The sequence below is a fragment of the Paucilactobacillus salsurae genome, from assembly GCF_054784995.1.
In genome coordinates, this window is record NZ_BAAHWX010000001.1 from 284,193 (window position 1) to 298,939 (window position 14,747).

Here is a 14,747-nt window from a genome sequence, read left to right on the forward strand (position 1 = left end):
TTGCTTTTTATTAATTTTATACAGTTTTATCGACTATTACTCTGAAAAAACTGTATATATTTACAAAAAGCTCATTTCGTGCTAGCATAAATGCAACATAAATTATGTGAAGGGACTGATTCCATGGGACTGGTCGTTAAACGCGAAATGAATTTAGAAAAGCTTTTTAATGATTTAGCTGTTGATCCAAAGAAAAAAGCGAAACAAGAACCGGACAAAAAGCCAAAAGACGAAAAAAAAGCTAGCGAAGATAAAAAATAAGAATCACCACCAATTTTTTGGTTGTGATTCTTATTTTTATTTGTAATTGTTAAGAAGCTAATTTTCATTTCTGTAACCATCAGGATATCTAGTATTAAGTTGCTCAATGTTTGTTTTGGCAACTTCATCAAAATCAATATCAGCCCACTGGGCAACTTGAGAAAGATACCACAGTACGTCACCCATTTCATGAGTTAGTTCTTGGCGATCTAATTTTTTTCCACGAAATGTATAGTTTTTAACCAAATTAACCACTTGACCAGCTTCACCTGCTAACCCCAAGGCACAATTGGTTAAAACTTGCTCATCGCCAAATAACGTCCGATTTGCTGCTTTTTGATAGTCATTAAATTCCATTAATTTGATTCCTCCATGTGGTCCTCAATCCATTGCCATATTTCTGTTTTACCTTTTTTTGTTTCAGCAGAAAAAACCATCATTTGACTACTACTATTGTCAAACTGTAATTTTTTCTTTGCTAAACTGACCTGACGATTCACCACACCTGGTTTCACTTTATCGATCTTTGTCAACACAACTAGAGTTGGAATATGATAATACTGCAGCCACTGATACATAGACACATCATCTGCAGTAGGTTCATGTCGTGAATCTACCAACTGAATCACACCTTGGAGTGTTTCTCGCGTTGACAGATAAGTTTCAATCATTGGTCCCCATTTTTCTCTTTCTTTTTTAGAAACCTTCGCATAGCCATACCCCGGAACGTCTACTAAATATAATTGATCTTCTATTTTATAAAAGTTCAGTGTTCTAGTTTTACCCGGCTGACTGGAAGTACGCGCATAATTTTTGCGATTGATCAAGGTATTGGTTAATGATGATTTGCCAACGTTGGAGCGCCCAACCAAACCAATCTCAGTTAATCCAGTACTTGGATATTGGCTTGGTGAAACGGCACTCATCACGAGTTCGACATTTTGAACTTCCATATGATCCTCCATCATTTCTTTTGAATTGCATAAGGTCTATTGTAGCTGAAACAAAAGACAGATACAATTCATTATTTTTTCGAATATAAAAAGCGATTGTAATAATCCTTATCACAATCGCTTTAATTAAATTATGAAGCTTTTTTATCTTTTAGAACAAACTCAGGTTCACAATGCTTGTCAACTGTCCGTTTGTTGATTACAACTTTAGCGACATCCTGGCGACTTGGTAAGTCAAACATGACGTCTCGCATAACCTCTTCAATGATTGAACGTAAGCCACGAGCACCGGTGTTTCGATCAATCGCTTGACGAGCCATTGCCTTCAAAGCACCATCCGTAAATTCGAGTTCACTTCCATCAAGACCAATTAACTTCTTGTATTGTTTAACCAATGCATTCTTAGGTTCCGTTAAAATTCGAACGAGATCATCTTGATCTAACTTTTGCAAGGCCGTTAAAATTGGCAATCGACCAATGAATTCTGGAATCAAACCAAACTGAAGTAAGTCTTCTGGGATAACATGTTGTAATACATTTTTATCCGTCACTTCATCAATTTCTCGTGAATTTGTTCCGAAACCAATCGTTTTATCACCCAATCGATCCTTCACAATATTCTCGATGCCATCAAATGCCCCACCAACGATAAATAAGATGTTTTTAGTATTTACCTGAATAAACTCCTGTTGTGGGTGCTTACGGCCACCCTGAGGTGGTACGTTGGCAATTGTGCCTTCAAGGATCTTCAAAAGTGCCTGCTGCACACCTTCACCAGAAACATCCCGGGTAATTGAGACATTTTCACTCTTTTTGGCAATTTTGTCGATTTCATCAATATAAATAATGCCCTTTTCTGCTCGATCAACATCATAATCGGCAGATTGTAACAGTTTCAAAATAATATTTTCAACGTCTTCACCAACATAGCCAGCCTCTGTCAAAGTTGTGGCATCCGCAATTGCAAACGGTACATTTAAAATACGCGCTAAAGATTGTGCTAAGTACGTTTTTCCAGAACCCGTTGGTCCAATTAAACTAATGTTACTTTTTTGCAATTCCGTATCATCATCACTGGCAGTTGACATTTCATTAACTCGTTTATAGTGGTTATACACCGCAACAGACAATGTCTTTTTGGCATCATCTTGTCCAATGACGTAATCATCTAAACGCGAAACAATTTCTGCTGGAGTTGGTACATCAAGTAATGCGTCTGCAGCATCTTGGGCAAGTTCCTCATCAATAATATCTTTACAAAGATCAATACATTCGTTACAAATATACACGCCCGGCCCTGCAACGATTTTTTTAACTTGATCTTGTGATTTGCCACAAAATGAACAGTTCACAGCTTCCATTTCGTTAGTATCTTCAAACATCCATTGCGACCCCCTATTTTGTACTGTTCTCATCATATCAAACTCGCGGTATTAATACGAACATTTGACTCAAATTTTTCACAAAAAAATGATCCTGAACAAACGTAAACGTTTTGATCGGGATCATTGACTCAAAATTTAGTGAAAATTATTTTTTATCGGTTTTTTTGTCGCTCTTCTTTTCACTCTTTTTTTCAGTTTTCTTAGCAGCTTTTTCTTGCTTTGCAGAACCCGAAATCAAATCAACGGCCTTCTTAACAGCAATATCATGAGCCAACATGTCAGGTGTTAATGCTTTAGCAACAGCATCTTCTTCCATACCATATTGTTGTGCTAAGTCCTTAATCTCACCATCAATTTCTTTTTTGCTTGGTTTGATGTCTTCTGCTTCAACAATTGCTTCTAAGACAAGATTTGTTTTAACACGACGTTGTGCATCAGCAGCAAATTGCTTCTTCAAATCTTCTTCCTTAGTTCCTGTGATTTGGAAGTACATTTCTGGGCTAATACCTTGTTGTTGCATATTAGCTAAGTATTGTTGCAATTGACGATCAGTATCATCATCAAGCATAGATTGTGGAATTTCTTTAATTTCCGCATTATCAACTGCTTGGCCAATTGCAGATTCTTCAATGGCTTCTTGAGCAGCATTCTTCTTTTGTTCTTTGAGTTGTTCTTTAGTTTTTTCCTTAAGTTCATCTAATGAATCGACATCTTCATCAACATCTTTAGCGAATTCATCATCTAACTTAGGTAATTGTTTTTCTTTAACTTCATGAATCTTAACTTTAAACAATGCTTCTTTGTCAGCAAGATCCTTAGCTTGATAGTCTTTAGGGAAGGTAACCTTGACATCAACATCTTCGTCAGCTTTGTGGCCAACTAATTGATCTTCAAAACCTGGAATAAATGAATTTGAACCAAGTTCTAATGAATAATTGTCAGCTGAACCGCCATCAAAAGCTTCACCGTCAATAGAACCTTTATAATCAATCACAACTGTATCGCCATCTTTGGCTGGCTTGTCTTCTTTAAGCACTAATTCAGCTTGTTGTTGACGTTTCTTTTCTAATTCGGCATCAACTTCCTTGACCAAAACACGAGTGTTTTGCTTTGGAACAGTTAAACCTTTGTATTCGCCTAACTTAACATCAGGTTTAACAGTGACAACTGCTTTTAATACCCAAGGTTGATTTTTTTCCATACTCTCAACGTCTAATTGAGGTTGATCGACTGGTTCGATTCCTGCTTCTTTAATTGCAGCTTCATATGATTCAGGCAAAACAATATTCAAAGCATCTTGGTAAAGTGCTTCTTCACCGTACATTTGGTTAAAGATTTGGCGTGGAATTCTACCCTTTCTAAAACCAGGAACTGTCAAATTCTTCTTTGTTTTATCAAATGCTTGATCAATTCCCTTTTTGATTGTGTCGACATCAATTTCAAACGTTAATGTCCCTTGGTTGGTTTCGCTATCGCGTTCCCATTTAGCTGACATTTTATTTCCTCCATAACAAATAAATTCGTTTATTAAATGCTTATTCATTGCATACTTAATCAGTTTAACGTAAGTCAGTGCTCTTGTAAACATTTTCGCGGGTTTTCAAAAAGAAAAAAGCTTGATGAGAGTTGATTCTCACCAAGCTTTTTAAAATAACTAACTAAAATTTAGTCGTCGATTTCAGATACGACACCGGCACCAACCGTGTGACCACCTTCACGAACAGTAAACTTCAAGCCTTTTTCAATAGCAACTGGGCTGATTAATTCTACTGTAAATGTAACGTTGTCACCAGGCATAACCATTTCTACACCTTCTGGTAATTCAATAACACCAGTAACGTCTGTAGTATGGAAATAGAATTGTGGACGGTAGTTTGAGAAGAATGGCGTATGACGGCCACCTTCTTCTTTTGTCAAGATATAAACTTCACCCTTGAACTTCTTGTGTGTTTGAATTGAACCTGGAGCAGCCAAAACTTGTCCACGTTCAACTTGTTCGCGGTTGACACCACGTAATAATGCACCAACGTTGTCTCCGGCTTCACCAAGATCCAATGTCTTACGGAACATTTCAAGACCAGTAACCGTTGTCTTCAAGACTTCTTCTTTAAGTCCAACGATTTCGATTTCGTCACCGACTTTAACTTGTCCACGATCGATACGACCTGAAGCAACAGTACCACGACCAGTGATCGTAAATACGTCTTCAACTGGCATCAAGAATGGCTTGTCAGTATCACGTTCTGGAGTTGGAATGTAATCATCAATAACATCCATTAAGTGAAGAATAACTTTTTCTTGTTCTTCGTCGCCTTCAAGAGCCTTAAGGGCTGAGCCACGAATGACAGGAATATCGTCACCAGGGAAATCATATTCTGATAATAATTCACGAACTTCCATTTCAACAAGGTCAACTAATTCATCATCGTCAACTAAGTCAGTCTTGTTCAAGAATACAACGATGTATTCAACACCAACTTGGCGAGCAAGAAGAATATGTTCACGTGTTTGTGGCATAGGACCATCAGTTGCGGCAACAACAAGGATAGCACCATCCATTTGTGCAGCACCTGTGATCATGTTCTTAACATAGTCAGCATGTCCTGGCGCATCAATATGTGCGTAGTGACGCTTTTCTGTTTCGTATTCAACGTGGGCTGTGTTGATTGTAATACCACGTTCTTTTTCTTCTGGCGCAGCATCGATATCAGCATAATCTTCAGCTTTTGCCAAACCTTTCGCAGCCAATACCTTTGTGATAGCGGCCGTCAAAGTAGTTTTCCCATGGTCAACGTGGCCAATAGTACCAATGTTTACATGGGGTTTTGTACGTTCATAATGTTCTTTTTCTGCCATTAATGAAACCCTCCTGTTATTTTTACAAGAATAATGTCAGCCATTAGGCAGCAGGCTGACACACCTTTAAAAATATTATACTACTTCCCCTCGATAATTTAAAGCTATCAATAGCTGTTTCAAGAAGAATCCTAAACTATTATATATAGTGCCTACTAATTTGTAAACAGATAAATTTTAAAGTGACAATAATTTTTTTATTTAATCCTGATTTGTCATCTCTAAAAAAAGTTGATTTACCATTTTTTGTAATCTAGTTTGTGCTTGATAGATTTTCTTGGTCACTTGCTGGTGTTGATCTACCGACTTACCTTGCATGATGTTTAACGCCACTGTCACCCAAATTTGCGGATCCATAATTGTTTCTGTAATACGTGGAAAGACGAGCGCCATTTCCAACTTAAACACCTGTAAATTATTTTGATAACCAATCGGATCATTCTGACCTTGTTGTTCATCAAAATGTTGAATCACTTTTTGATACGCGGGAACATTCTCAATTGCAGTTAACTCACTTGGATTAATTTCATATTCTTGTTCATCAATCCATAAATATTTAACTAACAGATTTACTTCTAGCTCTTGCAATGTTTGTAAAATACTCGATTTAATCAATTGGTGGACATACGGATCTCGCAATAGGAACTGCGCATCTTTAATATACTCACTTTGTGGTAACTGATAGGCCTTACTAAATCTGATTTGTTGCTGACCAAGCGTTTCATCACCTAAATGGACGAACTGCCGACTATTAATTTTAATTGTTTCACCAAGTTCTTGCTGATCTTGCAATTCTTGATGTTCAATTTTCACAGCTGCAAGTTGTTGCCATTTTACATTGTCGCACTTTAACTTTGCAATTTGAGCTTTAATTAATTGATGGTTGCTCAAAAAAACATCGATCATTAATATGAATTGTTTTTCCGTTCTAAAATAAGTCAAATACTTTTCTTCCATCAATTGTTGTGCCAAATGATATTGTTTATCTTCATTTAGCACCTCAACTAACGTTTGATTAACTTGCGCATCGCTAGTTTGACCATATAAATCGTCTAATAGTTCAATTGCCTGCTCGACTTTTTGTTCATCAATTAGCCGATGGGCATGCGTTAAAATTTGTTGTTGTTCATCTGATAATGCCATAAATTCACCACCTATAAGAAAAATAGAGTTGTGGTTGAATGACCACGACTCTATTAACCTGCTAATACTAATCTTCTTTTTCAACACTCTTTTTGCGTTTTGCTTTCTTTTTAGCATGTTGATTGACTTCCATAATTACTGGAAGAATTACTGGTCTGCGTTTCGTTTGTTCAAACAAGAAACGATTTAATTTATCGCGTAAATCCTGTTTTAAGTGACCCCAGTCAAATTCCTTATTGTCTAAATTATCTTGAACAACCGTTTCAACTAGTTTAGCACTTTCATCCATTAATTCACGACTTGTCTTAACAAACACAAATCCACGTGACGTAATTTTAGGCTTTGCCACAATCTTCTTCTTTTTACGATCAATGGTTGCCACTACAACAAAGATACCATCCTCAGCAAGCACGCGTCTGTCTCGTAAGACAATATTACCAATATCACCTACACCAATTCCATCAATCATGGTATCACCAACGTCAATGTGATCACCAAGATGCATTGTCTCACCATCGAAGTTAATCACGTCACCTTTACCAGTAATAAAAATGTTCTCAGGCAGTACGCCAACTTCTTGTGCTAATTGTGCATGACGGTTCAACAACCGATATTCACCCTGAATAGGAATGAAGTATTTTGGCTTCATAAAATTAAGCATCAATTGCAAATCGTTTTGACTGGCATGGCCAGAAGGCTGTAAGTCATCAGAAATGGCTTTTACTTCCGCTCCTGAACGATAAATCATATCTCGTGTTTTTTGAACAGTCGTTTCCATGGCGTAAGAAGGCGTTGTGGTAATAAATACCAAGTCACTTTCAGACAATTTCACATTTTTATCTTGGCCATTCGCCATTTTTTGCAACGACTTGATTGGTTCACCCATTTTGCCAGTTTCTAAAACAACAACTTGCTTGGGTTCTAATTTATCGGCTTGCGCAAATGAAATTAATAAATCATCTGCAGGTAATGTTAGTTTTTCTTGGTCCATGGCAGTTTTCACAATTTTTTCTAAATCATGGCCAGATAAAACTACTTTACGATCGACTTTGGCAGCGGCATCAAAAATTTGTTGAATTCGCATAATATTTGACGCAACACTGGCCACAACAATTCGGCCTTTACTATATTGGAATGTTTCTAATACATACTCACCAATATCTTTTTCACGTGTACTCTGCCCGGTACTTTCAGCGCCAGCTGAATCACTTAACAGCGCTAAAACACCTTGAGATCCTATTTCAGCTAAACGGGCCAAATCTGTTTGATAACCCTTAGTGGCAGTCTGATCAAACTTAAAATCACCCGTGTAAACAATGTTCCCATCAGCTGTCTGTAAAACAATTCCTAAAGTTTCAGGAATTGTATGCGTTGTTTGGAAAAATGAAACTGTGATGTCGCCAAAATCAATTTCTGTTTTTTCATCAACAACATGAAAATCATTAAATTTTTTAACTTGATCGTTAGCCTCAACATTTAATTTAGCTAAGGCAATGGTCATCTGTGACCCAAAAACAGGCACTTTAAACTCACTCAAAAAATAAGGCAGTGCCCCAATAGCATCAGCATGCCCATGAGTTAAAAAAACACCCTCAATTTTATCTTTGTTATCTCTTAAATAATCCCAATCAGGAATCACAACATCAATTCCTAATAGTTCGTTTTCTGGATATTTTAAACCACAATCTAATATGAAAATTTGATCATTAATTTCAACGGAGTACAAATTCTTGCCGTTTTCGCGTACACCACCAAAAGGAATGATATTAATATTGTTACTACTCATTATGTCACCTTGGTTCCAATCTTTTTAAATTTCTAAAATTTTGAATAATTTAGTTTGTTCTTCTTCGTCCAACGGTAAAATTGGTAATCGACTGCTACCAACTTGATGTCCTGTATGATTTAACGCTGCTTTAACCGGTGCAGGTGAAGGATACATGAATAACGCCTTCATTTTAGGCGTTAAATAACGTTGTAACTTAGCTGCCGCTTTATAATTGCCCTGATCGACATCTGCATACATTTCAGCGATTTCGTTGCCAAAAATATGGCTAGCAACTGAAATAACACCAGCTGCTCCAATTTCTTTAGACGCTAGTGCAAGATTATCTTCTCCTGAATAGACCAGAAAATCGTCATCAGTTTTCTCAACAATGGCACCCATATCGTCAATGTCTGTACATTGCTTAACACCAATAATATTCGGCACATGGCTCAACGAAACAACAGTATCAACCGCCATTGTCACACCTGTTCTACCTGGAATATTATAGATGATAATTGGTAACGTGCTTTCTTTTGCAACTGCCTCAAAATGAGCTTTCATGCCCTTTTGGTTCGGCTTGTTGTAGTATGGGACAACCACTAGTGCCGCATCTACACCATCAATTTGCCCAACTTCTTTAGTGAATTGAGCTGTTTCTTTTGTGTTATTTGAACCCGTTCCTGCAATTACAGGTACTCGACCATTAATAATTTGAGCACTGCGAGTATAAAGTTCAATCTTCTCATCGTGGCTTAAAGTTGGCGTTTCACCAGTTGTTCCACCAACAACAAATCCTTTTGAACCATTATCAATTAAATGGTTAATCAACTTTTCTAAACTATCAAAATCAATTTCATCCTGATCGTTAAACGGCGTAATAATCGCTGTCATTAAGTCTGCATTTTCAAAAGTCATTTTATTATCTCCTTGCTATTTAGTTTTATTTATTGTCTACCCGTCTCAAATTAGATCTATCTTACCACAAATCGTGTGAGTTGGGCACTTAAGATAATTGTTATGTAAAAAAAAGCCACAGCATCAGCTGTAGCTTAAGATAAAGTTTAATATTAACGACGTAAGCCTAATTTTTGAATTAAGTCACGGTAACTTTGAATATCAGTTTTACGTAAGTAAGCTAATAAGTTACGACGATGACCAATCTTCTTCATTAAACCACGTTGTGAATGAAAATCTTTTTTGTGAACACGTAAATGCTCGTTAAGTTCATTGATGTCAGCAGTTAACACTGCAACTTGAACTTCAGTAGAACCTGTATCGCCATCGTGACGACCATATTCCTTGATTAGTTCATTCTTACGTTCTTTAGAAATTGCCATAATTAGTTTCCACCTTTCTTTTCAATATTCCTAGTTCTAAGTATGACGTCGGTGTCGTCGCCAAACTGAGAAGAGGCTCACTGATATCTATCAGCTTTAAACACTATACACGAATATTTTTCTTTGTGCAAGAACTGCCATCTAACTTTCGGAATAATTCACTAACATCTAGTTGCAAACTACGCTTTCATTTTGTATAATGGCAGATGTTGAAAATTTAAGGTCAGACATGATCATTTTGTGGAGGTGAAATACATGCCAATTATCAAATCTGCGTTCAAACGTGTTCGAGTAAATGAAAAAGCACAAGCTCAAAATGCATCACAATTGAGTACAATGCGTACCGCTATTAAAAAATTTGAAACTGCAAATGCTGCAAGTGCAGACAATACTGAAGAAGCATTTAAAAACGCCCTTTCAGCTATTGATCGTGCTCATTCAAAGGGTTTAATCAAAGCAAACAAAGCTGCACGTGACAAGTCACGTTTAGCCGCACGTTATGCCAAATAACCTAAACTGAAATTTAGTGAAAAAGCGAAAACCAAATTGGTTTTCGCTTTTTATTTTGCTTTTAAATAATGGTTGTACTGAAGCATAAATAACTCAAACAATAATTGTGGTGACTGACTGGTGGTTTTTAATTTTGTCTCATTTTCAATTAAGCCCAGGTAAGCTTGTTCCAATTGTGCCAAGTTAAACTGTCTTACGGTTTGCATTGCTAACTTTACGCGATAAGGATGAACTTTTAATTGAGATGCAATGACCCCTTGGCTTGTGCCGCTTTGAGCCAAAATTTTAACCTGAATTAATAACCGAAATTGACTGACCAAAATGGCATTAATTTTAATCGGTTGCTCGTTTTCCGCTGTTAAATCTGAATAGCGTTGAATTGCTTGAGATTGATCTCTTTTAAGTACAGCATTAACCAAGTCAAAGACGTTTTGATCGAGACTTTGAGTAACTAGCCCAACAACTGCATCTTGCGAAATAACTTTATCCTTCAGACTATACAATTCTAATTTATTGACAGCAGCACTCATTAATGAATAGTCGGCGTTCGTTCTCTGGACAAGTTCCTCCATTGCTACTGGCTGAATTTGATAGCCATCCTGTTCAATTTGGTTCATTATTTTTTGACGTGCCGGGCCCTCTTTTAACGGCCCTGCGTCAACTTCTTGAGCAACCTTTTTAAGTTGCTTAACTACTTTTTTTCGGCCATCCAATTTTTCATATGGTGCCAAGAATACCAACACCGTTTCTGGTTGTGGATGCTCCAAATATACCTGAAGTGCATCAACATCATGTTGAATCTTACTAGATTTCGTTTCTCCAGTTAAAAAGTACGGCTTGTTGATCAGCACTAGGCGACGTTCACCAAAAAAAGGAGCAGAACTGGCATCATCAAGTGCCACGGCTAACGGTGTCACCTCCATGTCATAACTACCAACATTCATCACTTGTTCTTCTGGTGGAATCAAAGTTAACAACGTTTGTTTAGCTTTTTGACGAAGCTGATCTTGCGTGCCTAAAACCAAATATACAGTGTCAATTTTATTTTGTTCTATTTTGTCAGTGAGGGTGTCGACATCCACGCCACTTCATCTCCCTTTAATTTTGTCTGCCAATGATTTGGACTAAAAGGTGATCCGAATCGGTAAGTGATCATTCCTCTTGTCTGAGTTGAAAGCGAGACGATATGTTGTTTTTTTAACGTTTGTAGTGTTTCTTCATTCGGATGACCATAACGATTTCGCCTACCCGCAGATATAATAGCAAGTTGTGGACTAATGGTATGAATAAATTGTGGATCCGACGAAGTTTTACTACCATGATGTCCTAATTTTAACACGTCTGCCCTTAATTCTGGATATTGTTTTAAAACTTGTCGTTCTCCTGCCCGATGCAAATCACCAGTAAATAAAAATCGTTGTTGGCCAAATGAACCAAATAACACCATGGAATCTTCATTTTTACCTTGCCCTGATTTAAACGGATGAAGAATCATTAATGGTAAATGATTAATTTTTTGGTTGGCTATCACTGGAACAAGCGCAATTCTTTGTTGTTGTGCAAATGGTAATACTTTCTGTTTGAAATTAGGTTGATGTTGCATCCCCGCGGGAAAAATAATCTGTCGCACTTTCATCGCGTTCAGAATCGTTGGACTAAATCCAATATGATCAACATCCGCATGACTCAAACAAATTGTATCAATTCTAGAAATTCCTTTACTTTTGAGATAGTTAATTGTAACTTTGCTAGCTTTATCATTAATTTGGATTCGTTTTTGCCACTTTTTTTGTGGAAAAGACAATTGCCCACCCGTATCAATTAATGTCACATTACGGTGAAATGGTTGCACAATTAAAAAACTATCACCCTGACCGATGTCCAAAAAATTAACTTCACCGGTTATTGGAAAATGGATGCTGACAAAAACTATGCAATAAGCACCGATGAGTAATAACCAGTACTTCCTTTTTGCAAAATTAGTGACCAATAATAATGTCAAAAAAAACAGACTAAAGGATAAGATCATTGTTGGTTTGCCAAAATGAACCATTCCAGGTAGTCGTGATACCGTATCAATCAAACTTTGAAACATCACTAAAAATTGATCAACAATTTGACCAATAATTGGATACCATTTGAAAAGAATACTCGTAATCAAGACTCCTGGAAATATAAAACTACTAAAAAATGGAATCATTAGGTAACTGGCCACTAAGCTCAAGCAATGCCATTCGAAAACAAAGTATAAAATTGACGGTAACCCCAACAAATTCATTAGAATCGCATTCACAAAAGGACGCCCCTTTTCTGGTAAAAAATGGAGCATCAGAGATAATAGATAACTTAACTGCCCACCTAGTGTCATTAAAACAGTTGGCTGATAGATCAGGCCCACTAGCAAACTTAAACTCCAAATATCTAGCGCCGAAATACGCTTTTGAAATAGTTGTCCTAGAAGCAATAATTCACTCATCATGGTAGCTCTCACCAAACTAGGTGAGTTACCTCCAACAATTAAATAACTAGGTAATACAATCATCAGACAGACGTTAATCGTTTCAATATTTAATCGACAATAGATTAAGCCTTTTCTGATCAAAGATACCAGTAAAACGACGTGCATCCCAGAAATACAGAACAAATGAACTAACCCTAACTGACGAACGCCAATCATTGTTTGCCCAAAATCCGAAACTGAATTACCTAAAATTAGACTATTACAATACATCCGTAATGTTTTAGGCATTGTATCAAAATAATTTATCAAATTTTTACGAATATTATGACACCAAATTAAGCCTTGCTGACTCAATGAAACATTTTCAATCGATATTTTCTCATGTTGTTGCGCAATTAATTGCGCGTTAATATGATGTAATTTTAAATACATTTGAGGATCAAATTGATTCACATTTGTGGCAGGTAAGATGGGCTGTTGCACACCTTTGATTTGCCAAATAAAAGTTTGATCAATCTGTCCTAGTTGCTCTTTTTCAGCACGCGTTTTTATCTCGCCAAAAACTTGCATATTTTCGTTGTTGCTTAAATTTTTTGCAATCATCTGAAACTGATTACCATTCACTTTGATTTGGTCTGGATAAACCAGTAATTTAAATTGACCCTTTTGTTCTTGTGTAATTTTTTGTGTGCGATCAATCGATTGCTGATATAAACACCAACCACCAAATATCACAACGACAATCATTGTTGATAATAACGGACCTCTTTTTCTCAGTGAAACAACACGCACCACTAACCAGCCTAGTAACCAAAATAAAAAATAATGTTGCCCATAAATAATTCCGGCCACTATACCACATCCCAGGGCCGGAAATATCCAAAAACGTTGCATTACTTATTGATTATTAATCCAAATACTGCGCAATATTTGCTTCTTCCAAAACATTTTTATCTAACTTAATTTGTTTCAAGGCAATCTTCTTTAATTTCAGTAACTTCATCGCGTATGGATCATTATGGTAATTTCTCAAATAATTAATTTGCTTGATGCCAGCCTGTAATAACATTTTAGTACATTGTAGGCATGGAAAATCAGTCACATATATAATTGCTTGATCAGTTGTCACGCCAAATTTTGCACATTGCAAAATGGCATTCATTTCTGCGTGAATAGTACGTACACAATGTCCATCTTCTAAATAACAATCCGAGTCAATACAGTGTTCATCACCCGAAACCGAACCATTATAACCGCCCGCAATGATACGCTTGTCACGCACAATTGTGGCACCTACTGAAAGTCTTTTACAGGTACTCCTTGAGGCAAGTAAAACAGCTTGCATCATAAAATATTGATCCCAATCGATTCTTTTTTCAGCCATATTGTCACCTTCTTTATCTTTGCCATTAAGTATAACAAAAAGTTTGCACGCAGTTAGATAGAGATTTGATCTTTTATTTTGGAAACACTGGTTTCGCCAAACCCACTAACATTCTGCAGCTCTTTAACCGATTTGAACTGCCCATGTTGTTGCCGATATTCTAAAATTAGGTCTGCTTTTTTATCGCCGATCCCCGTTATCTTCATTAACTCTTCCTTACCAGCTGTATTGATATTGACAATTGGACCACTCTCAGATTGTCCATCTCCACTGGTAACATTTCCTTCACTGGCTGTTTGTCCTATTGGTGTCGTCACTTCTCCTTTTGCAGGTACGTACACTACTTGTTGATCACGGACTTGCTGGGCCATATTAACATGATTTTGATCGGCTAGTGACGTCAGTCCATCAGCACGTTCGACTGCATCTTGGGCACGCATCCCAAATTGCAATGCGTAAACGCCTGGTTTTTTTACCGCGCCTTTAACATCGACGTAAATCAACTGTTTTTCATTACTTTTACTTCGTGAGTTTGCTGGCTTATGACTGGTTTCCACAGTTTGCTTATTGTCCAAATGACTATTTTGCTTAACTCCAGAAACTAAACTAGCTAATAAAACAGCAGCTATTCCAATCCCGATTAAACAATATTTTTTATACTCAAACCAAATGGTTTGTAACATTTCCAA

At 36.8% G+C, this 14,747-nt stretch carries 15 protein-coding genes; 2 read left to right on the forward strand and 13 right to left on the reverse strand.

Annotation, left to right across the window (positions count from 1 at the left end; genetic code table 11):
• Positions 1 to 90 precede the first annotated feature (90 nt).
• Positions 91 to 261: an SPJ_0845 family protein gene (locus tag ACYVQZ_RS01455; RefSeq protein ID WP_461239622.1), complete on the forward strand. Its 171-nt coding sequence runs from the start codon at positions 91 to 93 to the stop codon at positions 259 to 261.
• A gap of 57 nt (positions 262 to 318) precedes the next feature.
• Here the strand turns inward: ACYVQZ_RS01455 and ACYVQZ_RS01460 are convergent, their stop codons facing one another.
• The 9 genes from ACYVQZ_RS01460 to rpsO all read right to left on the reverse strand — a co-directional run bounded on the left by ACYVQZ_RS01460 (position 319) and on the right by rpsO (position 9,703).
• On the reverse strand, positions 319 to 618 hold the full coding sequence (locus ACYVQZ_RS01460; RefSeq protein WP_461239623.1) for a nucleoside triphosphate pyrophosphohydrolase family protein: 300 nt from the start codon (positions 616 to 618) through the stop codon (positions 319 to 321).
• Positions 618 to 1,214 (reverse strand): ribosome biogenesis GTP-binding protein YihA/YsxC, encoded by a 597-nt coding sequence (gene yihA / locus ACYVQZ_RS01465; protein WP_461239624.1) that lies wholly within the window; start codon positions 1,212 to 1,214, stop codon positions 618 to 620. Before yihA ends, ACYVQZ_RS01460 begins: the two co-directional genes overlap by 1 nt.
• Positions 1,215 to 1,345: 131 nt before the next feature.
• On the reverse strand, positions 1,346 to 2,596 hold the full coding sequence (gene clpX, locus ACYVQZ_RS01470) for an ATP-dependent Clp protease ATP-binding subunit ClpX (RefSeq protein WP_461239625.1): 1,251 nt from the start codon (positions 2,594 to 2,596) through the stop codon (positions 1,346 to 1,348).
• Between the two features lie 148 nt (positions 2,597 to 2,744).
• Positions 2,745 to 4,094, reverse strand: coding sequence for a trigger factor (tig, locus tag ACYVQZ_RS01475; protein WP_461239626.1), 1,350 nt, complete (start codon positions 4,092 to 4,094; stop codon positions 2,745 to 2,747).
• 170 nt (positions 4,095 to 4,264) lie between these two features.
• Positions 4,265 to 5,455, reverse strand: a complete 1,191-nt coding sequence (gene tuf / locus ACYVQZ_RS01480) for an elongation factor Tu (RefSeq protein ID WP_461239627.1) — start codon at positions 5,453 to 5,455, stop codon at positions 4,265 to 4,267.
• 201 nt (positions 5,456 to 5,656) lie between these two features.
• Entirely contained in the window at positions 5,657 to 6,598 is a 942-nt protein-coding gene (locus ACYVQZ_RS01485; RefSeq protein ID WP_461239628.1) for a hypothetical protein, read from the reverse strand.
• A 67-nt stretch (positions 6,599 to 6,665) separates the two neighbouring features.
• On the reverse strand, positions 6,666 to 8,384 hold the full coding sequence (locus tag ACYVQZ_RS01490; RefSeq protein ID WP_461239629.1) for a ribonuclease J: 1,719 nt from the start codon (positions 8,382 to 8,384) through the stop codon (positions 6,666 to 6,668).
• A 24-nt stretch (positions 8,385 to 8,408) separates the two neighbouring features.
• Complete coding sequence (dapA, locus tag ACYVQZ_RS01495) at positions 8,409 to 9,281, reverse strand: 4-hydroxy-tetrahydrodipicolinate synthase (protein WP_461239630.1); 873 nt, start codon at positions 9,279 to 9,281, stop codon at positions 8,409 to 8,411.
• A gap of 152 nt (positions 9,282 to 9,433) precedes the next feature.
• Positions 9,434 to 9,703, reverse strand: a complete 270-nt coding sequence (rpsO, locus tag ACYVQZ_RS01500) for a 30S ribosomal protein S15 (RefSeq protein ID WP_461239631.1) — start codon at positions 9,701 to 9,703, stop codon at positions 9,434 to 9,436.
• Between the two features lie 255 nt (positions 9,704 to 9,958).
• Here rpsO and rpsT point away from each other — a divergent pair, with 255 nt between their 5' ends.
• Positions 9,959 to 10,213 carry a 30S ribosomal protein S20 gene (gene rpsT, locus ACYVQZ_RS01505; RefSeq protein WP_461239632.1) on the forward strand — a complete coding sequence of 85 codons (255 nt, stop codon included), beginning with the start codon at positions 9,959 to 9,961 and terminating at the stop codon, positions 10,211 to 10,213.
• A gap of 50 nt (positions 10,214 to 10,263) precedes the next feature.
• On the opposite strand, the gene holA is transcribed toward rpsT, so the two are convergent.
• From holA to ACYVQZ_RS01525, 4 genes are read right to left on the reverse strand one after another with little or no spacing between them, the layout of a single operon-like run.
• The gene (gene holA, locus ACYVQZ_RS01510) at positions 10,264 to 11,295 is read right to left on the reverse strand and encodes a DNA polymerase III subunit delta (protein WP_461239633.1); all 1,032 of its coding nucleotides are present in this window, start codon (positions 11,293 to 11,295) and stop codon (positions 10,264 to 10,266) included.
• Positions 11,265 to 13,526, reverse strand: coding sequence for a DNA internalization-related competence protein ComEC/Rec2 (locus ACYVQZ_RS01515; protein WP_487247580.1), 2,262 nt, complete (start codon positions 13,524 to 13,526; stop codon positions 11,265 to 11,267). The genes holA and ACYVQZ_RS01515 overlap by 31 nt, the downstream gene beginning before the upstream one ends.
• A gap of 55 nt (positions 13,527 to 13,581) precedes the next feature.
• On the reverse strand, positions 13,582 to 14,058 hold the full coding sequence (locus tag ACYVQZ_RS01520) for a ComE operon protein 2 (protein WP_461239635.1): 477 nt from the start codon (positions 14,056 to 14,058) through the stop codon (positions 13,582 to 13,584).
• Positions 14,059 to 14,111: 53 nt separating this feature from the next.
• A complete protein-coding gene (locus ACYVQZ_RS01525) occupies positions 14,112 to 14,741 on the reverse strand; it encodes a helix-hairpin-helix domain-containing protein (RefSeq protein WP_461239721.1) in 630 nt (209 codons plus the stop codon).
• Positions 14,742 to 14,747: the final 6 nt, after the last annotated feature.

Coding starts and splice junctions, on each gene's coding strand:
- yihA (WP_461239624.1), bottom strand. CDS start 1,214: ATGGAAGTTCAAAATGTCGAACTCGTGATGAGTGCCGTTTCACCAAGC.
- ACYVQZ_RS01520 (WP_461239635.1), bottom strand. CDS start 14,058: ATGGCTGAAAAAAGAATCGATTGGGATCAATATTTTATGATGCAAGCT.
- ACYVQZ_RS01525 (WP_461239721.1), bottom strand. CDS start 14,741: ATGTTACAAACCATTTGGTTTGAGTATAAAAAATATTGTTTAATCGGG.
- ACYVQZ_RS01460 (WP_461239623.1), bottom strand. CDS start 618: ATGGAATTTAATGACTATCAAAAAGCAGCAAATCGGACGTTATTTGGC.
- clpX (WP_461239625.1), bottom strand. CDS start 2,596: ATGTTTGAAGATACTAACGAAATGGAAGCTGTGAACTGTTCATTTTGT.
- tuf (WP_461239627.1), bottom strand. CDS start 5,455: ATGGCAGAAAAAGAACATTATGAACGTACAAAACCCCATGTAAACATT.
- tig (WP_461239626.1), bottom strand. CDS start 4,094: ATGTCAGCTAAATGGGAACGCGATAGCGAAACCAACCAAGGGACATTA.
- rpsO (WP_461239631.1), bottom strand. CDS start 9,703: ATGGCAATTTCTAAAGAACGTAAGAATGAACTAATCAAGGAATATGGT.
- ACYVQZ_RS01490 (WP_461239629.1), bottom strand. CDS start 8,384: ATGAGTAGTAACAATATTAATATCATTCCTTTTGGTGGTGTACGCGAA.
- rpsT (WP_461239632.1), top strand. CDS start 9,959: ATGCCAATTATCAAATCTGCGTTCAAACGTGTTCGAGTAAATGAAAAA.
- dapA (WP_461239630.1), bottom strand. CDS start 9,281: ATGACTTTTGAAAATGCAGACTTAATGACAGCGATTATTACGCCGTTT.
- ACYVQZ_RS01455 (WP_461239622.1), top strand. CDS start 91: ATGCAACATAAATTATGTGAAGGGACTGATTCCATGGGACTGGTCGTT.
- ACYVQZ_RS01485 (WP_461239628.1), bottom strand. CDS start 6,598: ATGGCATTATCAGATGAACAACAACAAATTTTAACGCATGCCCATCGG.